At 55.6% G+C, this 26738-nt stretch carries 20 protein-coding genes; 1 reads left to right on the forward strand and 19 read right to left on the reverse strand.

Annotation, left to right across the window (positions count from 1 at the left end; translation table 11 throughout):
• Positions 1-8: 8 nt before the first annotated feature.
• The 5 genes from HMPREF1323_RS04040 to HMPREF1323_RS04060 all read right to left on the reverse strand — a co-directional run bounded on the left by HMPREF1323_RS04040 (position 9) and on the right by HMPREF1323_RS04060 (position 5787).
• Positions 9-1889, reverse strand: coding sequence for an ABC-F family ATP-binding cassette domain-containing protein (locus HMPREF1323_RS04040; protein WP_009433183.1), 1881 nt, complete (start codon positions 1887-1889; stop codon positions 9-11).
• A gap of 2 nt (positions 1890-1891) precedes the next feature.
• Positions 1892-2659: a C40 family peptidase gene (locus tag HMPREF1323_RS04045; RefSeq protein ID WP_009432956.1), complete on the reverse strand. Its 768-nt coding sequence runs from the start codon at positions 2657-2659 to the stop codon at positions 1892-1894.
• Positions 2660-2875: 216 nt separating this feature from the next.
• Positions 2876-3577, reverse strand: coding sequence for a precorrin-2 C(20)-methyltransferase (locus HMPREF1323_RS04050; protein WP_009432983.1), 702 nt, complete (start codon positions 3575-3577; stop codon positions 2876-2878).
• An 18-nt stretch (positions 3578-3595) separates the two neighbouring features.
• Positions 3596-4873, reverse strand: coding sequence for an ABC transporter permease (locus HMPREF1323_RS04055; protein WP_009433126.1), 1278 nt, complete (start codon positions 4871-4873; stop codon positions 3596-3598).
• 8 nt (positions 4874-4881) lie between these two features.
• On the reverse strand, positions 4882-5787 hold the full coding sequence (locus HMPREF1323_RS04060; protein ID WP_044124026.1) for an ABC transporter ATP-binding protein: 906 nt from the start codon (positions 5785-5787) through the stop codon (positions 4882-4884).
• 659 nt (positions 5788-6446) lie between these two features.
• Between HMPREF1323_RS04060 and uvrA the strand changes: the two genes are divergently transcribed.
• The gene (gene uvrA / locus HMPREF1323_RS04065; RefSeq protein ID WP_009433213.1) at positions 6447-9347 is read left to right on the forward strand and encodes an excinuclease ABC subunit UvrA; all 2901 of its coding nucleotides are present in this window, start codon (positions 6447-6449) and stop codon (positions 9345-9347) included.
• A gap of 100 nt (positions 9348-9447) precedes the next feature.
• Here the strand turns inward: uvrA and HMPREF1323_RS04070 are convergent, their stop codons facing one another.
• The 14 genes from HMPREF1323_RS04070 to HMPREF1323_RS04140 all read right to left on the reverse strand — a co-directional run bounded on the left by HMPREF1323_RS04070 (position 9448) and on the right by HMPREF1323_RS04140 (position 26496).
• Entirely contained in the window at positions 9448-10566 is a 1119-nt protein-coding gene (locus HMPREF1323_RS04070; RefSeq protein WP_009433165.1) for a TlpA disulfide reductase family protein, read from the reverse strand.
• Between the two features lie 128 nt (positions 10567-10694).
• Positions 10695-11858, reverse strand: coding sequence for a TlpA disulfide reductase family protein (locus HMPREF1323_RS04075; RefSeq protein WP_009433111.1), 1164 nt, complete (start codon positions 11856-11858; stop codon positions 10695-10697).
• A gap of 116 nt (positions 11859-11974) precedes the next feature.
• Positions 11975-12424 (reverse strand): YhcH/YjgK/YiaL family protein, encoded by a 450-nt coding sequence (locus HMPREF1323_RS04080; protein WP_009433032.1) that lies wholly within the window; start codon positions 12422-12424, stop codon positions 11975-11977.
• Between the two features lie 524 nt (positions 12425-12948).
• Entirely contained in the window at positions 12949-14412 is a 1464-nt protein-coding gene (locus tag HMPREF1323_RS04090) for a DUF5686 family protein (RefSeq protein ID WP_009432891.1), read from the reverse strand.
• Positions 14413-14428: 16 nt separating this feature from the next.
• Positions 14429-15076: a carbohydrate-binding family 9-like protein gene (locus HMPREF1323_RS04095; RefSeq protein ID WP_009751923.1), complete on the reverse strand. Its 648-nt coding sequence runs from the start codon at positions 15074-15076 to the stop codon at positions 14429-14431.
• A gap of 43 nt (positions 15077-15119) precedes the next feature.
• Positions 15120-15776: a LysE family translocator gene (locus tag HMPREF1323_RS04100; protein WP_009433158.1), complete on the reverse strand. Its 657-nt coding sequence runs from the start codon at positions 15774-15776 to the stop codon at positions 15120-15122.
• 12 nt (positions 15777-15788) lie between these two features.
• The gene (locus tag HMPREF1323_RS04105) at positions 15789-16460 is read right to left on the reverse strand and encodes a MarR family winged helix-turn-helix transcriptional regulator (RefSeq protein WP_044124089.1); all 672 of its coding nucleotides are present in this window, start codon (positions 16458-16460) and stop codon (positions 15789-15791) included.
• Positions 16450-17364 (reverse strand): DUF5106 domain-containing protein, encoded by a 915-nt coding sequence (locus HMPREF1323_RS04110; protein ID WP_009432934.1) that lies wholly within the window; start codon positions 17362-17364, stop codon positions 16450-16452. Before HMPREF1323_RS04110 ends, HMPREF1323_RS04105 begins: the two co-directional genes overlap by 11 nt.
• Positions 17357-18346 carry a glycosyltransferase gene (locus HMPREF1323_RS04115; RefSeq protein WP_009751903.1) on the reverse strand — a complete coding sequence of 330 codons (990 nt, stop codon included), beginning with the start codon at positions 18344-18346 and terminating at the stop codon, positions 17357-17359. Before HMPREF1323_RS04115 ends, HMPREF1323_RS04110 begins: the two co-directional genes overlap by 8 nt.
• A 6-nt stretch (positions 18347-18352) precedes the next feature.
• On the reverse strand, positions 18353-19828 hold the full coding sequence (cysS, locus tag HMPREF1323_RS04120) for a cysteine--tRNA ligase (protein WP_009433049.1): 1476 nt from the start codon (positions 19826-19828) through the stop codon (positions 18353-18355).
• A gap of 298 nt (positions 19829-20126) precedes the next feature.
• On the reverse strand, positions 20127-21500 hold the full coding sequence (locus tag HMPREF1323_RS04125; protein WP_009433187.1) for an MATE family efflux transporter: 1374 nt from the start codon (positions 21498-21500) through the stop codon (positions 20127-20129).
• Between the two features lie 119 nt (positions 21501-21619).
• On the reverse strand, positions 21620-24355 hold the full coding sequence (locus HMPREF1323_RS04130; protein ID WP_009433222.1) for a transglutaminase domain-containing protein: 2736 nt from the start codon (positions 24353-24355) through the stop codon (positions 21620-21622).
• Between the two features lie 49 nt (positions 24356-24404).
• Positions 24405-25157 carry a copper homeostasis protein CutC gene (locus HMPREF1323_RS04135; RefSeq protein WP_009433082.1) on the reverse strand — a complete coding sequence of 251 codons (753 nt, stop codon included), beginning with the start codon at positions 25155-25157 and terminating at the stop codon, positions 24405-24407.
• Between the two features lie 7 nt (positions 25158-25164).
• On the reverse strand, positions 25165-26496 hold the full coding sequence (locus HMPREF1323_RS04140) for an alpha-L-fucosidase (protein ID WP_009433189.1): 1332 nt from the start codon (positions 26494-26496) through the stop codon (positions 25165-25167).
• Between the last annotated feature and the right edge of the window lie 242 nt (positions 26497-26738).

A 26738-nucleotide genomic window follows, 5' to 3' on the forward strand; every position in this document is an offset into this window, starting at 1 on the left:
GGGGTATGTTAGGCCTCCTTCTCCTCCAGCTCGAGCTGGCGCAGGGTAAGCAGGTCCATCTCTTCGATGAGCTCGCCGATACGCTCCGAGGCCTTCATCAGGTCTTCGTGTGAGAGCGTGCCTGTGGAGAGCTTGGCTTCAAGGGCCGTCTTCTCCTTATCCAGCTGGGGGATGCGTGCTGTGATCTCCTCCAGCTCTCGTCGCTCAGCATAGGTGAGGCGTGCAGGGCGGTTTGCTGTGCGACGTGATTCTGCTGGCTGGGGGGCTGCTTTACGGGGCTGTGAAGCCTCAGCCTTTTGACGCTCTTCCTCCTCACGCTTCATACGGTAGAGGGTGTAGCTCCCTGGGAAGTCACGTACGACGCCTGCTCCCTCGAAGGTGAAGAGGTGGTTCACGACCTTGTCCATGAAGAAGCGGTCGTGGCTGACAATGAGTACGCAGCCTGCGAAGTCCGCGAGGTACTCCTCGAGTGCTTGTAGCGTGAGAATATCGAGGTCGTTCGTTGGTTCGTCAAGGACGAGGAAATTCGGGCACGTGACGAGCACGGTGCACAGATAGAGTCTGCGCAGCTCGCCACCGCTGAGCTTCTTGACGGGGGTGTATTGGCGCTCGGGAGGGAAGAGGAAGCGCGTAAGTATCTGGGAGGCGGAGAGACGCTCTACTTGGGAGCTTCCCGCGGGAAGCTCGAAGTTCTCAGCGATCTCCTGCACGATGTCGATGACGCGCTTCTCGGGCGCGAAGGTCGGAGGCTCTTGGCTGTAGTAGCCGAAGCGTATAGTCTCTCCGATGTCGAAGTGCCCCGAGTCTGGCTCGATCTCGCCGAGGAGCATACGGAGGAAGGTGGTCTTCCCGACACCGTTCTCGCCGATGATACCGACCTTGTCATAGCGGCTGAAGACGTAGTTGAAGTCCTGCAGGAGCACCTTGTCGCCAAAGCGCTTATTGACGTTGTGCGCCTCGAAGATCTTCTTCCCGATGCGGGTCGATGAGGCACCGAGCTGTACTTCGTCCGTACGCTGAGCAGGGCGAGTCTTGGCCTCTAACTCATGGAAGGCATCGATGCGGTACTGTGCCTTCGTCCCGCGAGCTTGGGGCTGACGGCGCATCCACTCGAGCTCTCGTCGGTAGAGGTTGAGTGCACGCTGACGGGACTGCTCCTCCTGCTCGTGACGCTCTTCGCGCTTGGCGAGGTAGTAGTCGTAGTTCCCCTTATAGCGGTAGAGATGACCGCCGTCAAGCTCGATGATCTGGTTGCAGACGCGGTCGAGGAAGTAGCGGTCGTGGGTGATGAGTAAGAGACCCATCGTGGAGCGGGCGAGGTAGCTTTCGAGCCACTCGATACTCTTGAGGTCAAGGTGGTTCGTCGGCTCATCGAGGAAGAGGAGGTCGGGCTGGCTGATGAGCGTACTCCCGAGGGCGATACACTTAGCTTCTCCACCAGAGAGCCCCTTGACGGAGCGCTGGTAGTTGTGGATGCCGAGTGCTCCCAGGATCTCCTTAGCACGCTGCTCATAGTGCCATGCTCCCTTGGCCTCCATCTCGGGCAGGAGACGCTCCATCGTCTGGCTATCCCCTGCCTCCACGGCTATCTCCCAAGCGAGGGTGAGCTGTGCTACGGGATCGTAAGGGCTGAAGCACGCCTCGAGTATCGTCCCTGTCTCGGGGAGATCGGGGAGCTGTGGTAGGAAGGCTTGCTTGATGTCACGCTCGTAGGTGATGGTGCCAGAGTCCTGAGGCTCTCTGCCGAGCAGGATACGCATGAGAGTGGACTTACCCGTACCATTGGGTGCGATGAGTCCGACCTTCTGCCCACGCTCTATGGAGAAGGAGATGTCAGAGAAGAGGACGCGGTCCCCGAAGCTCTTGGTGAGTTGCTCGACCTGAAGCATACTTAGTCTAAGGATTCGGGGGCCATGGGGACACCCTTCCAGTGCTCCTTGACTTCGGGTAGACGGCCAGCGCCTACATAGCGTGAGGTATAGTAGGCATTGTTGTTAAAGTTCTCGATGACGATACCGCGGCTACAGCTGCTGTGCATCATCTTGATGTTGCCATCCTCATTGCTGACGACCATAGCCACATGACCTACACGGTTGGCACTGCGGTTGCGCCCCTTGAAGAAGAGAAGGTCACCGGGCTGAGGATCCTTGATGTTATTCGCATAGACAGCCAGGCCACTTGAGGAGTGAGGGATCTTGATGCCTTCGAGAGAATAGATGTAGCTGACGAAGCCTGAGCAGTCGAGGGGCCACTTAGCGACGCCTGAGGTGCGATAGCGTAGACCTAAAAGCTGCTGCCCATGGTCTACGACGGACTTGATGAGATCGGGGGTGGAGGAGGCTATCTCCATCTTATCGTAGGAGAAGCCACTGCCGCCACTGCGACGGCGATAGTGTGAGCCATAGCTGCGACTCCTTCCTGCAGCGTATCGTCTGCTGGAGCGCTTATGTCTTGATTTTCTGGGGGCGGGGGCTGGTGCAGGGGCTTGTAGCTCTGTGGTGAGCTCTAAGAGTGAAGCCTCCGTGTGCTGGGTGTGTGTCTCTGTGGTCAGAGCTCCGTCGTGGGTGGAGCTGAGGTCGGTGGCTCCTGCGGGTAGGGTAAGGAGGGTAGTGAGGGCTGCTACTACGAGGGTAGTGCATGACTTCTTGAATCGAATCATCCTGTCTTAACTTAGGTGAGGCAGGCTATCTCCCCCGTGTGGGAAGGACCTTAAACACCCGAGGTGGAGGGAGCCAGTACTTTACTTTGACTCCCTCCACTTCGGATGGGCTGTAGGCAAAAGATGCCTACAAGCAGAGAACGCTTTCGTTAGCAAATATAGTATAATCTGCTGAAATAGACTTTGTTCGCTGCTTGAGGTGTGTGCTGAAGTGCCCTATCGGCGCTTACTGATGATGATAGAGAAGTAGGGGAACTCCCGCTGGAGAATCTCATCCGTAGAGGAGGTGATGTACTCCTTCGGCATGCCTACGAACTCAAAGTAATGCCACTTGCGATCGGGGTGCTGGGCGATAGCTGACTTGATCTCCGCTTCACAGAGTGATCCCTTCATCACGACGATGGTATGACGGCTCTGCCAAGCACGATCCCACTCCTCACGAGTAGCTTCGCCTGGGATGACAGTACACTGCTCTTCGAGCTGCACGAGCTGACCACCGAGCCGGCCATTGCAGGCGATGAAGGCGGGGACACCGCAGATCTGCTCTGTGGTGAATCCCTCTTGCTCGATATGCTCCCCGATATAGGCTGAGGAGGAATAGAAGCCACAGTCACCCTCAGCGACGATGGCGATGCGGGCACTAGGCTCGGCCTTTTGCTTCTCGCAGGCCTCTCGGGCTACGATCTCATAGGCCTCGAGAGCACCATCACGATCCTTGCTCATCGGGAGGTCGTAGAGCTGGATCTGCTCCTCGCGTATGCCGAGTGAGAGCATCATCTCGGCGGCTTTCGAGGCATGACGGCCCTTGCGTGAGACAGGGACGGGCGTGTAGATATAGTCGGCCTCGCGTAGGGTGCGAAGGGCCTTGAGGGTGATGAGCTCTGGATCTCCAGGGCCCAGCGATACGAAGTGAATCATAGTTGGGGTAATGGGATGCTATTGTCTGTAAGTAATCCAGCGCCATACCTCACGCATTGATGGCTTCTTGCCATACATGAGGATGCCGGTACGATAAATCTTCCCTGCGAGGGCACTCGTCAGGAAGACGGTGATATATAGTATAGCGAGGCTCAGAAGGGGCTGCCAGAGAGGTACATCGTAAGGCAGTCGTACCATCATCACCACGGGGGACGTTAAGGGGCAGAATGAAGCCCAGAAGGCGAGGGTGCCATCAGGATTGTCTACACTCCCCATGCCAGCATACATAGAGAAGATGAGGAGGAGGACGACAGGCATCATCATCTGTGATGCCTCTTCATCTGAGCTTACCAGCGAACTTAGAGCTGCGAGGATGGATGCGTAGAAGAGGTAGCCACCCACGAAGAAGAGGATGAAGAATATCAGAATCTTTGCGAAGTTCACACCCTGCAGTACAGCGAAGAAGGTCGTGGCCTGGCTAAGGAATGAAGTTCCTCCTATGACTTCTGATTGGAAGAATGCCTGGGCGATCTGTGCTCCTACAAAGAACAAGATGGCCCAAATAGCGATCTGTAGGAGACCCAAGAGACCTATCCCGATGATCTTGCCCAGCATAAGCTCTTGAGGGCGTACTGAGGAGATGATGACCTCGACGATACGATTCTTCTTCTCCTCCAGGACCCCCTGTAGCACCATACCTCCATAGGTCATCATGAAGAGGTAACTGAAGAATGAAAGGCCTATGCCGATGATGCTGGCTACAGTACTGGACGACGCATCGACATCCCCAGATTCGCCCCACTTATATGTGGAGACATGGAGCTGGACTTGGCTCTCCTGTATAGCTTCTTGTAGCTGGGGGATGTTGTACGAGCGGATCTTTTCCTCGGTGAGGTGTCGGGAGAGCACCTCATTGATATAAGTTTCCAGCCCTTGTGGTAGCTGCTTGAAAGAGAAGAGGCTGATAGCTTTTGGGTCCTTCAAGAGATCGTCTCGGATCTCGAGTATAGCCGTGATTGCCTCTTGGGAGGCTTCGCTGCGTAGACTGTCTAAGGGACGGTCCGAATTGACGAAGCTATAGCTGCCATTGTCTTGGAAGAGGGCTGCATAGCGACCCGTGTGGTCAAGGATAGCTACCTGCTGCTGGTGATCCACCTCGTTGATCGAGGATACAGCAGCTGGGACGAAGCCGAGGCCAATCATCAGGATAGGCATGACGAAGGTTATCACCCAGAAGGACTTCTTGCGGAGGCGCGTGGTGAATTCGCGCTCGATGACGAGGTGTAGCTTATTCATACCAGATACTATTTAGCTTGGACTGTTGCGAGGAAGATCTCATGCATCGAGGGGTATTCCAGCTCGATGCTCTGGAGGTGGATGGCAGAGGGGAGCTGACCGATGATCGAGCGAAGCTCCTCCTCGGGCTGAAGCTGTACTCGCAGGATCTTAGAGTACTCGCGCTCTTCATGCTCCAGTATATTTAGACGAGATAGGTCAGTAGGGGAGATCTCTCCCTCATAGACGACACGTGCGGTGTGAGAGCCGTGTGCTCGGCGTATCTCAGCTGTCTGACCCGAGAGGACGACTTCGGCGCGGTCAATGAGCGCGATGTCATCACAGAGCTCCTCGACGCTCTGCATGTTGTGGGTGGAGAGCATGAGAGTCGTTCCCCGGGCCTTGAGAGCAAGGATCTCCCGCTTGAGTACCTCAGCATTTACGGGGTCAAAGCCACTGAATGGCTCATCGAAGATCAGCAGGCGGGGCTCATGCACGACGGTCGTGACGAACTGGACCTTCTGCTGCATTCCCTTCGAGAGCTCTTCGACGCGCTTGCCCCACCAGGACGTGATCTCCAGACGCTCAAACCATTCCTTGACTCGCTGCTGGGCATCTGACTTGCTAAGCCCCTTGAGGCGTGCTAAGTAAATGGCCTGCTCACCGACCTTCATCTTGGGGTAGAGACCACGCTCCTCGGGGAGGTATCCGATATGGAAGAGGTCTTCCTCTCGCAGGGGGTGACCTTCGAGACGCACCTCTCCACTGTCGGGGGCTGTGATGCGATTGATGACACGGATGAGCGAACTCTTGCCTGCACCATTCGGTCCTAATAGCCCGAAGATGCGTCCTTCGTGGGCACTCAGCGAGACCTCATTGAGGGCGGTATGCTCGCTGTAGCGCTTCGTCACGTGATCTACTTCTAAGTATGCCATAGTATACTGGGTTGTGTGTAATAGGGGAGGAGCTTTGAATCCTCGAGGCTCCATGGTCCATTAGCAAAGATACGATATATCAATATACGGTATAGACCGAAGGTTGAGAAGATCATAGCAGGGGTGCTCATGTCGCGATTCTCACCATGCGGTGTAGCTCTTTCGGCGTGTAGTACGCCCCATCCTCCCATAGTAGCACCTCTCACCTGTGGTAGCGTGAGCCCCTCACTTCAGCACGAGGATTTTTCTTATCCAGCAGAGGAAAAATGGTCTTTCTGTGAATAAAAAAGTAGCCGCCCACAGTGGTTTTCCTCCGTCCACGTACGTAGTCTTAAAGACCACGTACGTAAATCCAAATGTCCACGCACGTAGATATTAGAGCCACGCACGTAGATCGAACTTATCAGCTATTCGTCCGCAACTAATTCTCGTACGCATAGGAGGTCATACCACTACTGCTTTCAGCTTTTCACTCCGAAGGGATGATCCTCTCACAGCCCCAATAGGGGATAGGGATTTCGAGGCGGTAGCTTCGTCCGCCTATTCTAATCGGTGATTAGCGCGCTAATAATTCGTATTTTTGTAAGAATAGTTAAGCGTCCTTTGCGAGGGGTAGAAGCCCCTCCTTCGCCCCGTATATTGCCTATTACTCAGCTTCGATGGCCCGTAAACTAAATAAGAAGACTTCGCCCACCACACCCGCCGACCGCCACGATACGGCCGAGCATATCCTCCTGCACCACGTACGTGTCAATAATCTCAAGGATATAGACCTCGAGATCCCCCGCGGGCAGCTTGTCGTCGTCACAGGCGTGAGTGGCTCGGGGAAGAGTTCGCTGGCCTTCGATACACTCTATGCCGAGGGGCAGCGCCGCTATGTCGAGAGCCTCTCTTCGTACGCGCGTCAGTTCGTCGGGCGTATGGCAAAGCCCGAGGCCGACTGGATACGTGGTCTGCCACCCGCAATCGCTATCGAGCAGCGTGTCGTCAGCCGTAACCCCCGCTCGACCGTGGCTACCTCGACGGAGATCTACGAATATCTCCGTCTGCTCTATGCTCGTGTAGGGCATACAATCTCCCCCACGACAGGAGAAGAGGTGCGCAAGCATACGGTGAAGGATGTGCTGACCTACATCAAGTCGCTCCCCATAGGGAGTCGCGTCTATCTCATCGTCCCTCTGCATATCCCCTCAGGGCGCTCACTCGCGGCTCATCTGGAGATCCAGCTGCAGCAGGGGTATAGTCGTCTCTGGACGGAGGACGGCATCGTAGCTATCGAGGACGCCCTGTTGTGGAAGGATGACCGTGCCGAAGGGCTTTACCTGCTCATCGACCGCTTGGCGCTCAGTGAAGAGCTGGAGGCCGTGGATCGCCTTGGCGAATCCGTAGAGACCGCTTTCTTCGAGGGGCGAGGCATCTGCTCTCTGGCTATCGAGGAGATGAAGGATGGAGCGCGCCAACCCGTGCGCTTGCAGGAGTTCAGCAATATCTTCGAGGCTGACGGGCGAGTCTTCCAAGAGCCCAGCCCCGAGATGTTCAGCTTCAACAATCCTATCGGCGCTTGCCCCGAGTGCGAAGGCTTCGGGAAGGTCGTGGGTATTGACCACCGCTTAGTAATTCCCGACCCTACACTCTCGGTCTATGATGATGCCGTCGCCTGCTGGCGTGGGGTCGTCTCGTCGGAGTGGAAGCAGTTCTTCATTCGCTATGCTGAGAAGCTACACTTCCCCATCCATCGCCCCTATGAGGAGCTGACAGAGGAGCAGAAGACCCAGCTGTGGGAGGGCATCCCATCGAAGGAGTATGGTCCTATCGGGATCACTCCCTACTTTGACTACCTGCGTAGTCAGCTCCATAAGATTCAGAATCGCGTGCGTATCGCGCACTTCACGGGGAAGACGGTCTGCCCTTCTTGCCGTGGTGGCCGACTCAAGCCCGATGCCCTCTGTGTCCAGGTCGGAGGGAAGAATATCTCCGAGGTCGTCTCGATGACCCTCTGGGAAGCCCGTGATTTCTTCGATAATCTCCAGCTCCCCGAAGGAGACGCTTTCATAGCAAAGCGCCTACTTCATGAGATCCGCTCTCGCTTGACCTTCCTCGATGAGGTCGGCTTGGGTTATCTGACCCTTGACCGACTCTCCAGCACCCTCTCCGGTGGGGAGAGCCAGCGAGTGACTCTCGCGACGCAGCTCGGAAGTAGCCTCGTAGGCTCGCTCTACGTCTTGGACGAACCGAGTATCGGCCTCCACCAGCGTGATACCGAGCGCCTCATCCGTGTCGTTCACCGTCTGAGAGACTTGGGCAATACAGTTGTCGTCGTCGAGCATGATGAGGAGATGATGCGTGCTGCCGACTACATCATCGACATCGGGCCCGATGCCGGGCGCTATGGCGGTGAGGTCGTCTATGCTGGACCTGCCGCCGAAATAACGAAGGAAACACCAGGCTATACGGCTGCCTACCTCACGGGGCGTGAGACCATTCCTCTGCCCTCGGTGCGCCGTCCATGGAATAGCTATATCGAGGTCGAGGGTGCGACGATGCACAACCTCAAGGACCTCACAGTGCGCTTCCCCCTACATACACTCACTGTCGTCAGTGGGGTCAGTGGCTCGGGGAAGAGTACCCTGATGCGTGAGCTCTTCTACGAAGGGGTCTCTCGCCTGCTGAACAAGGAGCCGATGGACAACCTCGAGCTTCGTGGTATCTCGGGAGACCTGAGTGCCATCAGCCAGATCGAGTACGTCGACCAGAATAATATCGGCCGTAGCTCCCGCTCCAACCCCGTCACTTACGTCGGCGCCTTTGATACGATCCGTGAGCTGTACGCAGGCCTTCCCCTCTCGAAGCAAATGGGCTTCAAGCCCTATTACTTCTCCTTCAATAAGGAAGGCGGGCGATGCGAGACGTGCCAAGGGGCTGGCGTCATCACCATCGAGATGCAGTTCATGGCGGATATCACCTTGCCTTGTGAGGCTTGTCGCGGCTTGCGCTTCCGCAAGGAACTCTTGGAAGCCGAGTACTGTGGTGTGAATATCTCCCAGCTCCTGGATATGAGTGTCGATGAGGCGGTCGAGTTCTTCGAGGCGAATAGTGCGTCCTCCAAGCTGACGTCGAAGATCATCGATCAGCTCCGTCCTCTGCAGCGTGTAGGCTTAGGCTATATCAAGCTGGGGCAGTCTGGCTCTACGCTCTCTGGTGGGGAGAACCAGCGTGTCAAGCTCGCTTACTACCTCGGGAAGGGGAAGAAGCTCCCCACGCTCTTCATCTTCGACGAACCGACGACGGGGCTACACTTCCACGATATCCGTACCCTGCTGGATGCTCTGCAGGCCCTCATCGATCAGGGGCACTCGGTGATCGTCGTCGAGCACAACCTTGAGGTCATCCAAGCTGCCGACTGGGTCATCGATATGGGCCCTGAGGGTGGTAAGGCGGGGGGCTACATCGTCGCCGAAGGCACACCCGAGGAGGTCGCCTCTTGCGCAGAGTCCGCTACGGGTATGTATCTCAAGGAGCTTCTCAAGCAGAAGGTGAAGCAACACACCCGCAAGAAGTAGCGCTCCGCTCCGTAAAGAGCAAGAAAAGGCTCGCCCCCTATCTCCGGTCACCGCATGGGTGCCTCAGATAGGGGGCGAGCCTTTATGTATATGTGATTAGTTAGAGCTTGCCGCCCATAGATCTCGCAAGCTTTTCGAGGGTATCCTCGGCATCCTCTCGGGGTACATTGGTATTGATGCAGTTCCCCTTAGGGTCGAAGAGAATTAGGCGAGGGATATACTTGACCCCGTCTACACGCTGATACTTATCGAGGAATACTTGAGGCCACAGGATAGCTTGGCGCTCCGCTTCGTTGCAGAGGGCAGCATAGTCATCGTTCATGCCTACGCCTACGATCTGCAGTCCCTGCCGGCCGTAGGTGATGTAGTATGCTCGGAGCTCAGCCATCTCTTCTCTGCAAGGAGGACACCATGAGGCCCAGAAGTGGACGAGGGTATAGTGCCCCTTGCCGAGGTAGTCCCGGAGTACGGCGGGCTGTCCCTTCATGTCCGTTCCTCGTAGCATATAGATAGATGGATCAAGATCTGAGCCTGGAGGGGTGGCATTCTTCTGAATGCGCTGCAGATGTTCCTTGACTTCCTCATCTTGTGTAAGCCTCTTGGAGACCTGAGATACAAGATTCTTGGTCGCTTGAGTATCGTCGTCTATCGTGCGTAGTACGGCTCGGAGACAGAAGAGTCCTACGGCATCGTCGGGATGCTCCTTGAGCTGGGAGGCATAGACGGCTGCCAGTGAGGTATCGTAGTCGGAGAGTAGGCTGTCGGCCAGCATGGCGAACTCCAGCTGGGAGATACTCTTGTCTCTGCTCAATGTCCGCTCCTTCTCCTCTCGGCGCTTAAGCAGCTCGTTCTTCTTGTCCATCAGTTTGGCGAACTTATCATTGAGAGGAGTACCTAAGGCCACCTCGCGCTCAAAGGATATCTTGAGTGCGCCTGGCTCGGGGAAGAGATAGACGCGACTGCCTGCATCGGTGCATAGCTCATAATAAGGCTCACTGGTCGGGAGGCGTAGGACCTTCTCGAAGCGACGCGCCTTGAGAGGTACGCTATCTATGACAACTCCATCAGAGACGCGTATGAGGCGCATCTGCTGGTCTTTATCGAACTCTGTGGCTTCTCCCGTGATCTTGAGTTCGATGATCTCGCTTTGCTGTGCAAGGAGATGTTGAGGAATGAATGTGAGTAGAAGAAGGGCGGAGTAGAGTAGTAGTCTTGTCATCGTATATAGGTATCTAACGTGGTAGGTGTGAGGTGTGCTTCATGCAGGGGTATATAGCAGAAGCCCCCAGCTACGTCTCCGAAGAGATATAGCTGGGGGCTTCTGCTTAGAGGTCTGGTGCCAAGCGCTTAGAGCTTGCCGCCATTATCCTGGAGTGCCTTGTCGAGGAGCTTATTGATCTCCTCACCACGGAGGTCACGAGCGACGATCTTACCTGCGGGATCGAAGAGGATGATCTGAGGAATCCCTGCGATACCATAGAGCTCTGTAGCTTCGGTCTTATTGAAGATCTGAGGCCAAGTGATCTCAAGCTCCTTCATAGCCTTGAGGTGATCTTCCATCTCATCCCATACGACCGTACCGAGGATGACGAGCCCCTTGTCGGTGTAAGTATCGCGCACCTTCTTCAGGTGAGCGATCTCACGACGGCAGGGACCGCACCATGAAGCCCAGAAGTCAACGAGGACATAGTGACCCTTGCCCACGTAGTCGCTGAGGCGGACGGCCTTGTTCGCGTCATCTACTCCCTCGAAGTCTACGAACTGTGCACCTGCCTGCGTAGCTTCTACACGGCGAAGGCGTTCGACCATCTTCGTAATGCTTTCTTCTGCACGGAGGCGATCACCGGCTTGCTGCAGGAGTGCTTCTGCCTTAGCGACGGTTACGCCTTCCATACCGAGGAGGTTCTGAAGCGCGATGAGACCGATAGCATCGTTGGAGTGCTCCTTGAGGTCAGCTTCGGCGAGGGGCTTGATCTTGCCGTAGAACTCGTTGACGATCTTCTCTTGGGCTTCTTCCTTGGCCTTGTCGTCAAGGTTCTTGTCTGCGCGGATAGCCTTGAGGCGTCCTCTTGTCTCTGTCTCGAGGGCCTCGCGTGCCTTGGCCTTCTGTGCGTGCAGGTCATTCAGTGCCGTCCCTGTAGCAGCGATCGCAGCGAGATCAGCTTTGATGATCCCTTCTTCGGGGATGAAGGAGAGGTTGTACGATCTGGGGATGACCAGATGTGCGATGAGACCGTCTTCGGCTACAGCACGCTCCAGTGTGAATCGGCCATTGGCGATCTGGACGCTATCCGAAGCACCCTGCCCGCTGGGCTTGTAGAGGTAGACCCACTGACCATTGGCATCTGCGGGAGCCATCCCATCGATACGGTAGTTGCCAGCCTTAGGCTGCGTGATGACGACCTTAGTGACCTTCCCCTTGGTGGGGCGCTTACGCTGAGCGACGGCGGGTAGGGCGATGGTCGTAGCCAGGGCAAAGAGCCCGAGGCGTATCCATTGATTTGTCTTCATATACTTGAGATTTGTCTTGTGTTAAAGGGAATGATTTTGCTCTTATCCTTAGGCTAAGATAGTGATAATCCTGCTACGTACGGAGGGTGCCTCCACAGGGATGTGTACTGGTTTTGCTATCGGCGGACCTTGACAATGAGCTTACTGATGGGACTTCCGTCCCCGATGAAGGGAGCATGACCATCCTCGGGGAAGAGGATGACGAAGTCTCCTGGGAGCAAGTCGACGTAGCTCGTCGGCTGATCATGGTAGAAGATGATGTCCTTCGACTCATCGTAGGGGGCACGGGGGCTAAGGCATTTAGCACGGGGGAGCCAGCCGATGCGCTCGCGGCCCTCAAGGAGGACCTGGATGTCGATGTAGGATTCGTGCGCTTCGATCGGCTGCTCATCTTGGGGATTGGATGGAGCGTCTATTCGGTTGATGAAGAGTTCTTCGCCTCGGAGCTCCAAGCGCTGGGGCTCCATAGCCTGTAGGTCGTGACTCTTGATGTAGTCAAAGACCTCCTTAAAGCGAGGATGAAGGGACTCGTAGCGAGCGGACTCGTCGAGGGTACAGTGGATCATAGGGTGATTAATAATGTATGTGTTGTTGCTTGGCGTGTGGTCTTATCCCGCGTGGGGAGTGGGAGCTCGCGTCATCAAGCTCATAGCAAAGGTAGAAACTTCCCATTACTTCATCAAGCGCCGTTTGTGTCCGATTTGGGGGAAGACTACTTTCTGTTTATTGTACAGAAGGCTCGTAGAAGGCTGGGCTTGATTCCCTCCGAAAGGGAAGAATGTGAGGGCGCTGGACAGAACGTATACCCTTGCTGAGCGTAACGTATACCTATCGCGGGTAAAACGTATACGTTTGGCGATGAAAACGTATACGTTTCGAGCGTGAAACGTATACGTCTTGGGCATGAAACGTATACGTTTTGATCAGGGAACGTATACGTCCTCTTGCCGCAGGCCTTTCGCTTCGTAACTACATGGTACTTTAAAGGCATAGGGACATTGCCCCAGAGTCTTCGCCAGCCACTATAAGACGAAGCCACCCGACGTGATGCTATCGGCATCGCGTCGGGTGGCTTCGTCTTGGGGGGAGGCTAATAGCGCTCGCTGGCGCTGGCTGAGAGGCAGAGGATGGGTAGGCTGATGCGGAAGGCAACGTGTGGTCGTGTCTTCTGCCAGTCATACCCAGCGAAGAGGCCAAAGCGTGCTATGTCACCCCAGCCGATGGAGTAGCCGATCTCGCTGAAGGCACGACCATCTCCGGTGAGGAGGTTGCGGGCGTGGAGCGCATCGTCCATGCGGAAGAAGCCCCCGAAGCCCTTGGTGCGTGAGAGGAGGAAGCGATTTGAATAGAAGTTGACTTCCTGCGTCGTCCAGCTCTTTCCTCCAGTGAAGAAGGGGGGCAGGGTCGCCCAGTTGTCCTTGAAGGGTGTGCGGTCAATGACAGGAGCCAGGGCGAAGTACTTCTCATCGCTTGGGGAGAGATATTCCCGAGAGAGGTACGTACCCGCATTGATCTTCAGGTCGATCTTATTGTCCTCGTTCAATGGGATCGTGCCACGGACGAAGGCTTCGAGCTGCTGGAAGCGGCTGTAAGGGACGGCCGAAGCGGACTGCGTGCTCCCATTTGGGTCGAAGGCCTGCTTATAGATGACCCCCAGCTCACGGCGATGGCCGATGGGAATGGGTATACCCGACTCGCTACGATTGAGGAAGGAGGGGGCCCAAAGCACTTGTCCCGAAGCGAGCAGGGCGCGATGGTGCTCCAAGGGGATACCTACCTGAGGCTTGCGATCCTCGAAGAGTAGGGAGGTCGAGAGGTCGAGGCTTTCGGTGAGTTGGATGCGATTGCGTAGCTGGAGATAGTCCTTGACAAACGATGCGACGGGGCTATTTGCCGCAGGGAGTGCTCCATAGTATCCGCGGTAAATCTCCTCGGGAGTGAGGTGGAAGGTCTCTCGTGAGGTATGCCCACCAGAGAGTATCATAAGCCCGTTGAGCTGGGGCGCGTAGTAGAGGAGCAGGTTGTGCTCGTGATACCAGTTGCGACTCTTGAGCGCATAGTTGATGGAGGATCGCAGACGGATTGACCGGCCTTCTCCCAGCTTACGCGCTACGAGGATACCATAGCCGAACCACTGGCCGTCGATGGAGTTCTTGGCGGTCAAGAGGTCAATGACCCCATCGATGCCAATGCGCCACTTGCCGAAGTCAAAGTCCTTCCCACCCCCGATCTCAATGAGTGTCTGGAGAGGTCCCCCTGTACTGCTTGAGGACTTTTGATTGCGCGCCATACTCGCTGCGACGGCATGGAGGAACTGATAGCCACGATTCTGATTATATGGGGCGACAGGCTCGTAGCGGAAGAAGCGGTCTATCATCGGGATGCCATACTTCGGGCGAGCCTCGTTGGCACGAACAAGCTCTCGGCGGAGTCCGTCAAGGGAGTCCAGACGCAAGCTATCCTGAGGAGTGAGTCCCGTCTGAGCTCTTAGCGGAGCCAGCGCGATGAGACTCAGTGCAAGAGCACCAAGCCAAGTAGAGTGTCGGTGGGGCATAGTGGGCGTATCGGGACTATGCTTGGAGGAAGAGCTCACCGAAGAACTGTGGACGATGGAAGGCGGGCTGAGCCTCTTCGATAGGTGCCCAGCTGAGGAAGTGAGGATGTGGGGTCTTGTCGCCGCACTTATATAGGTTGGCACGCAGCGACGAGGGGAGCTTAGCAGCTTCGTAGCCCATCGTCGTCCAGGGGATGGCGACGGTGACTTCCCATGCATGAGCACCCGTCAGCTCCAGCCCGTGCTCTCCGAGATGAGTCGCCCAGCGATCAATGCTGGCAAACTCTTCTTCGCTGAGAAGCTCAGCTTCGGATGGGGACTGGTGGTGGGCTGCATAACATACTCCAGCAGCATTGAACTCGAAGTTAATATAGGCCTCACCTACTTCGCGCTGCATGAAGAACTCGACGCAGCTGTCTTCGTGGACATAGTTCCCATCTCCAGGGGAGAGCGTGCGGAGGTCTTGGCCATCGACGACGTAGGTGATGTAGAGTGCCTTGGCATCATAGCCAAGATAAGCAGCTACGAGTGGGCGGTGAGGGAAGTCTGTACGCCAGTTCAGCGTATCGATATAGAGCACTTCACCTTGCTCTCGCAGGATGGGAGTGAACTCAGATAGGGTGTGTGCACCGCGCTCAATGCGGGGGATATAAGCTTGCTTCATAAGTTTTGTACAAGGATAAAAAGAGGGGAGGCCTACGCAGGGGCTACTCAAAGAGTGAGGTGTAGATCCCTACGAGAGCTAAGATGATGAGTACGAGGGCTACGATGCGGTTAATCCATTCTAGACTCTTCATGCCAAAGCGGGCAGAGAGCTTCTTGACGATATAGGTCAGGATGACCCACCAGAGGAGGCAACCGATACCGATGCCCGCCATAGCTACAAAGAGCTCAACGAATTGGAGCTTCACAGCCCGAACGAACTCGAGTCGTGCGTACAGCGGGAGGAAGAGTAGGATGATGAAGGGATTGGAGAGCGTAAGAGCAAAGGCTCCAGATACCTTCTTCACGCTGTAGGCAGACTTGAGACGATGTGGGGGAGCGGGCGTATCGTCTTCGCTCGTCGAGACGTGTCGCGTGAGGAGGATGATACAGAAGCCCAAGATGAAGATACTCCCACCGAGTCTGAGTGAGCTACTGTACTGATCGAGGAGATTCAGTACGATCCCTACGCCCCAGTAGGCGATGAGGCCATAGACTAAGTCACTGAGGGTCGCTCCGAGGCCTACCAGCATCCCATCACGACGTCTGCCACGTGTCGTCTCTCTCATGCAGAGGAGACCTGTCGGCCCCATGGGAGCAGACACTAAGAGACCGATAAGTATACCTTTTGCGAATGTAAGGAGTAGCTCTAAGAGAAGCATAGGCAGATGATACTAATGGGATGGGGCACCAGCACGTAGTGTGCTTAGAAGCTCGGCAAGATCACTGTCGCTCTTGGCGGGGGGCAGTGTCGAAAGAGCTCCGCAGAGATAATGGAGGAGGAAGTCCAGGGTAGCCTGCTGCGGCTCCTGCAATGGTGCTGAGAGAAGTAGAGCAGCCGTATGAAGCTGGGGGAATACCTTTATCAATTCAGCTCGACCTTGCGGGGTGATGGTGACGAGGACACTGCGTCGGTCTCGCTCATCAGTGCGCTCTTCAGCCAGGCCCTTAGCTACTAAGCGACGGATGATCTCAGCACCCGAGGTCTTCTCCATTGCGTTGAGTGTATTCAGCTCGGTCTTGGTCTGGGGCTTGCCACTCATGAGGCTTGCCAAATAGGAGTATTCCTCTTCGCTCTGCAGGAGGTCGGAGGCCATGAGCGCACGCTTGATGTAGCCCTTAGAGTAGCGATGGAGAAGGCTTAGGTGGCGGGCGATGGATACCTCACGCTGCTGTCCCATGTTCGCTGGGCGCATCGTAGACGTGGGGCTTGCTTCCGAACCCTCTTGCATGCTCTGCACGAAGATGAGGAAGCTCTTCATGCTGAGCTCCTCATCGTTGGGGAAAGACTGCTCGAAAAGCTCGATGTAGTCCAGCAGTTCCGTTAGTAGTCGCTTACTCTTCATCACGGGCATGGAGGTAAGTCGCAATCTTAGGGATAGAGGTGTTGCGCAGAAGAACGGTCTTCTTCGCATCTAAGAGGTAAAGAGCACTACCGTGGCTTAGGTCATAGCGTCGTTGAGCTGTGATGAGCTTTGCGGAATCATAGCCCAGTGTTGCCCCAGACCAAAGGCTTCTGAGTGCTGAGTCTGGGCGTGTAGCTCCCGTATAGACGACCAACGGGCGTAGGTTCCTCTCCAGCACGAGGCGATAAAGAGCCTTGTGCCCATGGAGTGCTTCTGCCCACTGCTGATTTCTCTTATCTGAGTCGACGGAGAGGACGAGTAGGGTATAGGGGGCACTGAAGTGGGATAGACGTCGGCTCACCGTGCCCGTAGTGTCGCTCGTGTGGTAGAGGAAGTCTTGGGCACTGCGACCTATTGCATTGTGCTGAAGGCGCACTCGCTGAAGGTATGCATCTACCTTTCGTGCCGAGTCTACCTTCATGGAAGACTCTTCCCACGCTAAGACGAGGCTATAGACCCCTTCATTGTAGTGAGGACTCTCGGGATTATATAGCTGCGAGCGGTAGGTGGAGAGGGCTGTTTGTAGAGCTTCGCCAGAGAGGTAGTTCAGAGAGCGGAAGATACTACGGCGAGCAGTCCCGAGGGGTGCCCCGTGTAGGAGACCACAGAAGTCTTCTATTTGGCGTGTAATAAGCGCTTGCGAGGTGTCAGGCTGTGCCTCCATCTTGTCCCAGTAGTGGTCGATGAGGTAGCCGAGACGCTCACGTGGGGAGGTGAGGTGATCGGGTAGGTAGACTTCGCCGAGGGATGAGGTCGCTACCTTTGGACGACAAGCGCCCAAGGTAAAAGGTAGGAATAGTACGATCCCATAGGTGCGAATGTAGCTACCCCAGCCCTTACTCATAGAAGTTATCCTTGAAGGCAATGAACTCCTTACTGCGAAGGATATATTTCCCCCACCAAGCACGAAGGAAGCCTGAGCCATAGCCCCAAAGCTGGATGAAGCATGCGGGTACAGCGAGGAGGGCAACTTCCACCGATCGTCCTGCTCGATGATAAGCATCAATAAAGAAGATGACGGCAAGAGCCAATAGCCCCAGTCGCCCAACGCAAAGGAAGAGCGCGATGATGGAGGCAATGGTGAAGAGGGCGGGTAGAAGGTGCACTAATCGTGTGCTCCCAGGATGGCGCGTCTCCAGGTGGATACGTGCGATACCTGAGTTATGGACCTGCTTGAAGAACTTGCGGAAGTCCACTCTGCGCTTGTGGTACACGAAGGCTTCTTGGATGAGTGCCGTGCTATGCCCTCCCTCGATGAGGCGAAGGCTGAAGTCAATATCCTCGCCGAAGCGCATCGCTTCATTGAATCCTCCAAGCTGTAAGTAGACGGAGCGGCGACAACCGAGGTTGAAGCTACGTGGCTTGAACTTCTCCATACCGTCAGCGCTTCCACCACGGATTCCCCCAGTCGTTAGGGGAGAGGTCATCGCATAGTTGATAGCCTTCTGTACCGTGGTAAAGTCGTCCGATGCAGCATCAGGCCCGCCGAAGGCATCCACGGGATGTTTCTCCAGGTAGTCATCTACTGCAGTGAGATAGCCTGGGGGGAGGACGACATCCGAGTCGAGGATAATAAGGTACTCGCCCGTGGCTTCACGAGCTCCGAGGTTACGGGCTCGTGAGGGACCTCCATTGGGTACAGCGATATAGCGTAGAGCTGGGAAGCTCCCACGATAGCTCTCGACGATGGCTTCCGAACTCACGGAGCTGCCGTCCTCGATAATGACTATCTCGAAGTCGAAGAGCTCCTGATGGGTCAGGCTCTCCAGTAGCTCCCGCACCTCATCGGGGCGGTTATATACGGGGATGACGAAGCTATATCGCATAAGGGCTTAGAGGGACCACTCGGTACCTTCCTTGGTGTCCTTAATAGTGAATCCGAGGGCAGCCAGCTCATCACGTATGCGGTCAGAGGTAGCCCAATCCTTCTTGCTCTTGGCCTCAGCTCGGATAGAGAGGAGAAGATCTACTGCGCCCGAGAAGGCTTCGCTCGCGCCTCCTTCGCCTAAGCGCTCGTCACGGAGCCCCAGCAGGTCGAAGAGGAAGAGGCGATATATTCGACGTAGCTCATCAAGATCCTCCGCTGTGATCGTGGCTTGCTTATGATGAATGGAGTTGATAGCACGTGCAGCCTCAAAGAGCTCAGCGATGGCAATCGGTGTATTGAGGTCATCATTGAGAGCCGCATGGCAGCGCTCTGAGAGACCTTGGATTCCTTCGATAGATGTAGTGCTTCCAGCTTGTAGCCCGTCGAGTAGAGCTGCTGCGTCAAGCAGGCGAGCCAAGCCCTTCTCTGCGGCCTTTAGAGCTTCGTTGCTGAAGTCTACCGTACCGCGGTAGTGAGCGCTGAGGATGAAGAAGCGGATCGTCATGGGCGAATAGGCCTGCTCCAGCTGGTTGTGTTCGCCAGTGAAGAACTGATCCAGTGTAATGAAGTTCCCGAGGGACTTCCCCATCTTCTGCCCATTGATGGTGATCATGTTGTTGTGCATCCAGTAGCGTACCATGGATTCACCTCCTTGAGAGGCCTTGGCTTGGGCGATCTCACACTCATGATGGGGGAAGACCAAGTCCATGCCACCACCGTGGATGTCAAACTGCTCGCCGAGATACTTTCGTCCCATGGCAGTGCACTCTGCATGCCAGCCTGGGAAACCTTCGCCCCAGGGGCTGGGCCAGCGCATAATATGCTCGGGCTGTGCCTTCTTCCAGAGGGCAAAGTCCAGTGGGCCGCGCTTCTCATCCTGACCATCGAGAGCGCGCGTATTGCTCAGCATATCTTCGATGCGGCGTCCACTCAGCTCACCATAGTTAAAGCTCTTATCATACTTCTCTACGTCGAAGTAGACTGACCCATTGCTCTCATAGGCAAAGCCTGCATCAAGGATCTGCTGCGTCAAGGTAATCTGCTCAATGATGTGTCCTGAGGCCATAGGCTCAATGCTTGGAGGAAGTACTCCGAGGCGCTCCATCGCATGATGGTAGCGGGTCAGGTAGTACTGCACCACTTCCATGGGCTCAAGCTGCTCGAGACGTGCCTTCTTAGCGATCTTGTCCTCTCCCTCATCTGCGTCGTGCTCGAGATGTCCGACATCAGTGATGTTGCGTACATAGCGCACCTTGTAGCCTAAGTGACTCAGGTAGCGGAAGAGAATGTCGAAGGTAATCGCGGGGCGGGCATGCCCGAGGTGGGCATCTCCATAGACGGTAGGCCCACAGACATAGAGCCCCACGTGAGGAGCCTGTGCTGGGACGAAGGCTTCTTTGCGGCGGTGGAGCGTGTTATAGATAGATAGCGGATGCTGCATCTCGTATATGATTATTTGCCACAAAGATAATAGTTCTTGCTGGCTTCCCCGCCCTTTGATCGCCTTTGTATAGGGCTTCTACACCCGAATGAAGGTAGACTTTGTTCAGCAGCTTGATCTTTCTCTACAGAGGGGGAGGGACAAGTGCCTCGGCTGGATAGTGGTATGAACCTATACTGGTCGACGGGTGAACCTATATAGGTCAGCTTCGTGACCTATATTGCTTGTCTTCACGACCTATATAGGTTCACCCGTCGACCAATATAGGTCGCTATCATCCCCTCTATGGGTGTGGAGTTCACCTTGGTATAGAGATGTGGTCAAAGCGTCGCTTGAGAAGGAATCCCAAGAGCAGTAGGCTCACGGGGAAGGCAGACCAGACAGCTGTGAGCTGGATCCCTCCACCTTCCAGTCCAAGCCCAAAGCCGAAGAGTAGACAGAGAGCTGGCGCTATGATGAGGTGTACCCCACAGGCATAGAGGGCCATATGCTTTACGTCCTCCATTCCTCGGAGCGCATTGCTATAGATGACCTGAAGGGCATCTGCCGGTTGGTATAGTGCCATAGGGAGTATGGCCAGTGCCGTCATCGCGATGATACCTGGGTCATTACTGAAGATGTAGCCGAGGTAATGTCGTCCGAGGATAAGTCCTACGAGAACGAGTAGTGCCACAGCTTCGGCTAAGATGAGGGCTATTCCCACGGTATGTTGCACCTGTTTGTGATCCCCCTTGCTATGGGCACTGCTCACGAGGATAGTCGCTGCAGCCCCAATGCCATAGTAGACCAAGAAGCCCAGCGCTGTCAGTGTGCATAGGATCTGATGGACAGCCAGAGGATGCTCACCCAATGGGGTGACGATAATAATGGCAAAGGTCCAGGCTGCAGTCTCTACCCCCGTCTGTATGCTGATAGGTGTCCCCAGACGGAAGAGGCGAGTGAAATAGGATGGGAAGATGCTGCGTTCAAGGGTGGCTCGGCTGATGACTTTGAATGAGCGGCTATATCGCAGTACGAGTGTGAGCGCTACGAGCATATAGATGCGCGAGAGGAGTGTGGAGAGTCCAGCACCATAAAGCCCAAGCTCAGGGCATCCCCACTTGCCGAAGATCAAGAGATAGTTCCCGATGACATTGAGTAGGTTGGAGCTAAGGATAATCCACATGGGTACCTGTGTACGTCCCATGCCATCAAAGAACTGCTTTAGCGCTGCGGATGCCATGTACACGCCGAAGGAGACTATCTGCAGGATGAAGTACGGCCGTATGAGTGGCAGTAGGTCGGAGGGTACACGGAAGAGCTCCAGGAAGGTATATACCCCGACAAGCAATAGTGTAAGGCCGAAGGCAATGAGTAGATTAAGCAGGGTGCTATGGCGAAGAAGTCGTCCGAGTCGAAGCTGATCACCACGGGTATGTGCCTTTGCCACCAAGGGAGTAAGCCCATAGCTGAAGCCCAGTCCAAGGACAAAGAAGAGGGCGAAGATATTGTTGACGAAGGAGGCGGCTGCCAGAGCATCGGTGCTATACTTACCGACCATGATGGTGTCAGCGAAATTCACCGAGATAATGCCCAATTGCCCAAGGATGATAGGCGTACCGATATGGAGGAGTTGGCGTAGCGTGTGAGACTGCTCACGTAGGTAACTACGAAGTCGTTTGATAGGAGTCATCAGCATCTTTTGTGGGACAAAGATACATACTCTCTTGGCTTGCTCCCTGCATAGACGGACAAGAGGCCCCCTCCCAGAGCTGGGAGGGGGCCTCTTGACGATGCTTTATAAGCGCTTACTTATGGGGCGGTGCAGGTCTGCGTGGGAGCGGTGCACTGCTCCTTCTCGAGGGCGGTGATGACCTGACGGATCTGGCGACCCAGACCGATGGTATAGCCCTGCGAAACGAAGACTACGCGGTTGAAGGTGTCTGCGATGACGAAGACAGGGAGGTTACCAGCACGGAGCTTCATATTCGTGACGAGCTCGGAGAGGATCGTACCCTTATCATCAAGACCGAAGACTGTACCCTTGGGAAGACCTGCGAAGTCCTCTGGACGGTAGCGGCTCTGGCTCGTCTTATCCTTGAAGAGGAGTACAAGGTTACGGCCCCAGTGCTCGAAGACTTCACGCTCTGCGATGATGTCCTTCAGTGCATGGTTCGTAGGCTCTTCGCCTGCTCCGAGGACACCGAGGATATAGTAGCCACGGCCTGTCGTCGTGAGGATGGACTGTTCCTTACCAGTGGGGGCTGCGAACTGCTCGGTCTTCGTCAGATCCTTAGCTTCACCATAGTAAGTGTAGAGATTCTCAGCATTGAAGCTACCGAGGACTGCTACAGCCGTGGTGTCGCGACGCATGAGGAGCTCCTCATCGGTCGTCTGACCAGCCTTGATATCAAAGGTGCGCATGTTCACCAGGATGCTGCCGCTCGCTAGACGTGAGCCCGTGACAAGCAGGTAATGCCCTGCATCCATCGGAGCGCCGTCCTTGAAGGTCTTAGCCCACGAGGTCCCTTGCTCCAGCCCGTTGTCTCCTTCGTCATAGGCAAGTAGGCGAGTCTGCCCCTTGTCGTCGAACTTGGAGATAGTGAACTGATAATAGTACTTCGGATTGTCGATGATACCATTGTCCTTGTAGCTCAGGCGAAGTGTCCCCTGCTTAGCAGCTGTCTGGGGAAGTCCCTTGTCGAGGATGACATCGTGCCATCCGTCCTTCTCATAGACCTGTACCTTGCCCGTCACCCCGTCGATCTGTGCAGGCCAGCCCATGGCACGTGCCAGCGAGACGAAGAAGATATTACGAGAGTGGGTATCAGCTTTCTGACTCTTCCACACCCCGATAGGCTCAATGGGATAGGTCAGCGGGTTGTAGCTATTATCTATCTGGATAGTAGCGACGCACCACTGGCGTAGGGCTTCGAGGGAAGAGCGGAACTTGCTCTGCAGCTCTTGTGGAACTGCTTCGGCGAAGTATTTCTTATAGGGTACTAAGGGCTCATTGGCTACACGAGGATTGTAGATGTAGCTCATAGCAAGCTCCTTGTTCGCTGCGAACTGGGGGAGGGGCTTCGTGTTATCCAGATGGTCACGCAGCACTTCGAGAGGAATGTCACGACGGTCCTTAGCGGAGATAACTCGGAGGAGTGCCTTGGCCTGCTCTTGGTCCTTAGAGCCCTCGACGAATTCGTGCAAGGTCTTCCAGTTGCCACGAGCATCAAGACCCTCGAGCTGCTTCCCGACGAAGGAGGCTACGTATTGGCCACGGATAGAGTCTTCGACAGCCATGCGGCGATTGTTCTCAGCGCGCTGGGCATCGGTGACGTTGGGGTACTTCGCATCCTCACGTGGAGGCGTGATGAGGAGGTCTTCGTTGATGCGGTCTCCTGGGCGGTACTTCAGCTGGAGGCGCACCTGCTTGTCGGTGCCGAAGGTGACCTTCTGCATGCCGAAGCGGTAGCTTGTCCCCTCTGGCTTGCTCGCATAGACAAGCATATCCCCTTGTCCTGCAGTGAGTGAGACGCGACCAGCGGCATCACTGACCTTGGTAGCTACGGTATAGAACTCCCCATAGTTGTACACGCGGAAGGAGACGGGGACCCCGGCGAGGGGGCGACCCGTAGCATCGGTGACCTGCACACTGACCTTGCCTACGTGGGCATAGTTGTCGATGACATTGATCTCGGTGTAGGTAGGAGTATTCCCGATAACTTCCTCTGGCCCGTCATAGCGACCAAAGGCCTTCGTGTGGACGAGCATAGCACGTGAAACGGGAGCGTTGAACCACGCGAGATTGAGTACAGGCTCGGGCTCACAGGCGCCGAGGAAGAGCCACTTGCCATCTACCCAAGCTTCTACCCAAGCATGGTTGTCATCGGTGTGTGCCCAGCGAGGGGTATAGACCTGGCGAGCGGGGATGCCGACTGCACGCAGAGCTGCGACCAAGAGCGTGGACTCTTCACCACAGCGCCCATAGGCCGAGCGTATGGTAGCCAGCGGAGAGGAGGTGCGGGAGTCACTTGGTGTATAGACGACGTGCTCGTGGCACCAGTGGTTGACCTCGAGTACCGCATCATGCAGGGAGAGTCCCTTGACGCGATCCTTCAGGGCATCAAAGAGTACCATGCGTGAGGCATCGAGTGCCTCATTATTGACACGGATCGGGAGGACGAAGTGCTTCCACTCACGCTCAGGGATGGACTTCCCCCAAGGGAGTTCCTTGCGAGCGCGTAGTGAGGCGCGGACATTCTCGAGGTAGAACTCCCCATCTCTATCGATGAGGTCATTCGTAGGCATGTACGCATAGAGGAAGGTCATAGCGTCACGCTCCTCGGGAGTCATCTGCTGCTTGAAGATTCGGAAGAAGTCACCCTTGGGGAAGGCCTTTTGCTTGGCAAGGAAATCTTGCTGGAGCTTAGAGGCTGCGGGGCGGCTGGTCTGTACCTTGCGGGTCGGCTTCTGGGGGAGAGCACTGAGCTCTGTGATCCCACCGAGGAGACCGAGGGCAAGGGAAAGGGTGATGATTCGTGAATTCATGCGGATGTGTATAGTATCTGTATGTCGTGCGGATGAGTATCGAGTAGGATTACTCGAGTGCTTGTAGTGCCTCTACAGCCTGACGTATCTTCTTCGGGTCAGTGAAGAGGTAGGCATATTCGTCGATGGTCACAGTGCCACCCATCGAGACGCCCTCATGGCGGTAGCGCATGGGGCTGGGCTCGGAAGTTCGGCCTGAGAAATGGAACTCTCGAGCACCTGTCTTACGAGCAAGGTCTGCTACATTCTCTGGGGTGACACCAGCTCCAGGCATGATGATGATGCGATCTGCAGCCTGCTTGACGAGTGCTGCGATGGCGTCTGCTCCCTCGGGTGCTGAGGCGGCACCTCCTGAGGTCAGTACGCGAGCGCACCCAGCCTCGATGATATCCTCCAGCGCCTGAGCACGATCTTGGCAGACGTCGATGGCACGATGGAAGGTCACGGGTAGTCCTTCCGCGGCCTCTACGAAGCGACGAAGGAGGGGCTTGTCTACAGCTCCGTCAGCTGTGAGACAGCCGACGACGATGCCGTCAGCGCCTAGCTCGCGAGCCATACGAATGTCGGCAAGCATGGCCTCTACCTCAATAGGAGTATAGAGGAAGTCCCCGCTGCGTGGGCGGATGATGACGTTGAGCTTGATACTGATAGCTCGGCGTGCGGTGAGGATCTCACCATAGGAGGGGGTCGTACCCCCCTCGGGGAGACCAGCGCAGAGCTCGACTCGATAGGCTCCGCCCAGCTCAGCTCGGCGGGCGCTCTCGGCACTCCCTGCGCAGTTCTCTATCCGATAGGTACTCATTATGGTCTTAGTGGAGGGTGACCTCTACGATATAGTCAATAGCATTGGCTTCTGATGGAGCCTTGTCGAAGGAGAGCGTCAGCCCGAGCTTCGTCTGCTGGAAGGGGATGGGGCGACGAGTGTCGTAGGCTACTACGCTCTTCACCTTCTCGGTCAAGGGCAGTGAGAGCATACGGCTCTTCCAGTCGAGGATATGCAGGTAGACGGTCTTACCCTTCTGGGTCGATACCCCCCATTCCTGGGGAGGAATGATGCCTTCGCGTACACCATCCTTGACGGTCTTGCCGTAGGTCTTCATCCACTTACCGATCTTCTCGAGGCGGTCGATAGCCGTAGCAGGCAGAGCACCCGTAGCTTCGGGGCCGATGTTGAGAAGGAGGTTTGCATTGCGACCTGCGGTCTGGACGAGCAGACGGATAAGGGTCGTGTCAGACTTGTAGGTCTGGTCGATGATCTTGTAGCCCCACATACCATTCATCGTCTGGCAGGTCTCGATGGGGAGCTTACTGATAGCCTGACCAGAGAGCCCAGCGGTGTTGGCACCGGGGACGTCACGCTCAAACATCTGGAAGTCTTCGCCTGGGTGTACCTCACCGTGGTGGTTGTTCCCGATAAGGCAGGCGGGGTTGATCTTATGGATGCCAGCGTACATCTTATCGAAGTTCCACTGGAAGCCTGGATTGATATCCTGGTCCCATTCACCGTCGAACCAAATAGCTTCGGCATTGTAGTCGCGGACGAGCTCGGCGAGCTGGGCATTCATAAAGGCATCATACGTCTTCCACTGCCCGTGCTTAGTACGACCCGTACCCTGGCCTGTACGCCCGATGGGGTAGTAGTCATCGCGGTGCCAGTCGAGGAGTGAGTAATAGATGTGGAAGCCCAGACCCTGCTTGCGGCACTCGTCACGGAGCTCGGCGAGGATGTCTCGCTTGAAGGGCGTTGACTTGATGATATTGTAGTCACTCTGCTTGGTATCCCACATGGAGAAGCCTTCGTGATGACGGGACGTGATCGTCAGATAGCCTGCACCAGAGGCCTTGATCGCAGCGACCCACTTAGCGGCATCAAACTGTGCGGGGTAGAAGGCTCCTGCGACCTTGGAGTACTCATCACGATTGAGGTTGGCATTGGTCATATACCACTCGCCCTGGCCGAAGATGCTATAGAGCCCCCAGTGGAGGAAGATCCCGAAGCCACGATCACGGAATTTCTCGCGCGCAGCGAGATTCTCCTTCGTGGGCTTATAGTTCTTTTGCGCATGGGAGATAAGGGGTGAGGATACGGCTAAGCCAAGGGCCAAAGCGGCCACACGTGTAGTAGTTAATAGGCTCTTCATTCTGATGTTTTAGTTCGTCATATATGTGTATTGTCTACAGACGTACCAAAGATACTCAATTCAGCGCATACTGCCGAGGAAAAGCGCCTGAATTCAAGGGCTTCTTTCAAGGTTGATAAAATAGCTCTTTGAATAGGATCGGTAATGGGATCGTATGGGATCAGTAGGATCTACTGATATGGGCAAGAAAATTGACCTGTGTTGGTCGCAGTAAGCGCCTCATAGAGCTATTTCTAAGGTGA

It is taken from the genome of Porphyromonas sp. oral taxon 279 str. F0450 (assembly GCF_000292995.1).
Classification (GTDB): domain Bacteria; phylum Bacteroidota; class Bacteroidia; order Bacteroidales; family Porphyromonadaceae; genus Porphyromonas; species Porphyromonas pasteri.

Bases quoted from the DNA above. Each gene is read 5' to 3' on its own strand.
- HMPREF1323_RS04130 (WP_009433222.1), bottom strand. From the start codon at position 24,355: ATGAATTCACGAATCATCACCCTTTCCCTTGCCCTCGGTCTCCTCGGT.
- HMPREF1323_RS04075 (WP_009433111.1), bottom strand. From the start codon at position 11,858: ATGAAGACAAATCAATGGATACGCCTCGGGCTCTTTGCCCTGGCTACG.
- HMPREF1323_RS04050 (WP_009432983.1), bottom strand. From the start codon at position 3,577: ATGATTCACTTCGTATCGCTGGGCCCTGGAGATCCAGAGCTCATCACC.
- HMPREF1323_RS04070 (WP_009433165.1), bottom strand. From the start codon at position 10,566: ATGACAAGACTACTACTCTACTCCGCCCTTCTTCTACTCACATTCATT.
- HMPREF1323_RS04045 (WP_009432956.1), bottom strand. From the start codon at position 2,659: ATGATTCGATTCAAGAAGTCATGCACTACCCTCGTAGTAGCAGCCCTC.
- HMPREF1323_RS04080 (WP_009433032.1), bottom strand. From the start codon at position 12,424: ATGATCCACTGTACCCTCGACGAGTCCGCTCGCTACGAGTCCCTTCAT.
- HMPREF1323_RS04100 (WP_009433158.1), bottom strand. From the start codon at position 15,776: ATGCTTCTCTTAGAGCTACTCCTTACATTCGCAAAAGGTATACTTATC.
- HMPREF1323_RS04090 (WP_009432891.1), bottom strand. From the start codon at position 14,412: ATGCCCCACCGACACTCTACTTGGCTTGGTGCTCTTGCACTGAGTCTC.
- uvrA (WP_009433213.1), top strand. From the start codon at position 6,447: ATGGCCCGTAAACTAAATAAGAAGACTTCGCCCACCACACCCGCCGAC.
- HMPREF1323_RS04140 (WP_009433189.1), bottom strand. From the start codon at position 26,496: ATGAAGAGCCTATTAACTACTACACGTGTGGCCGCTTTGGCCCTTGGC.
- HMPREF1323_RS04115 (WP_009751903.1), bottom strand. From the start codon at position 18,346: ATGCGATATAGCTTCGTCATCCCCGTATATAACCGCCCCGATGAGGTG.
- HMPREF1323_RS04060 (WP_044124026.1), bottom strand. From the start codon at position 5,787: ATGGCATACTTAGAAGTAGATCACGTGACGAAGCGCTACAGCGAGCAT.
- HMPREF1323_RS04135 (WP_009433082.1), bottom strand. From the start codon at position 25,157: ATGAGTACCTATCGGATAGAGAACTGCGCAGGGAGTGCCGAGAGCGCC.
- HMPREF1323_RS04055 (WP_009433126.1), bottom strand. From the start codon at position 4,873: ATGAATAAGCTACACCTCGTCATCGAGCGCGAATTCACCACGCGCCTC.
- HMPREF1323_RS04105 (WP_044124089.1), bottom strand. From the start codon at position 16,460: ATGAAGAGTAAGCGACTACTAACGGAACTGCTGGACTACATCGAGCTT.
- HMPREF1323_RS04110 (WP_009432934.1), bottom strand. From the start codon at position 17,364: ATGAGTAAGGGCTGGGGTAGCTACATTCGCACCTATGGGATCGTACTA.
- cysS (WP_009433049.1), bottom strand. From the start codon at position 19,828: ATGCAGCATCCGCTATCTATCTATAACACGCTCCACCGCCGCAAAGAA.
- HMPREF1323_RS04125 (WP_009433187.1), bottom strand. From the start codon at position 21,500: ATGACTCCTATCAAACGACTTCGTAGTTACCTACGTGAGCAGTCTCAC.
- HMPREF1323_RS04040 (WP_009433183.1), bottom strand. From the start codon at position 1,889: ATGCTTCAGGTCGAGCAACTCACCAAGAGCTTCGGGGACCGCGTCCTC.
- HMPREF1323_RS04095 (WP_009751923.1), bottom strand. From the start codon at position 15,076: ATGAAGCAAGCTTATATCCCCCGCATTGAGCGCGGTGCACACACCCTA.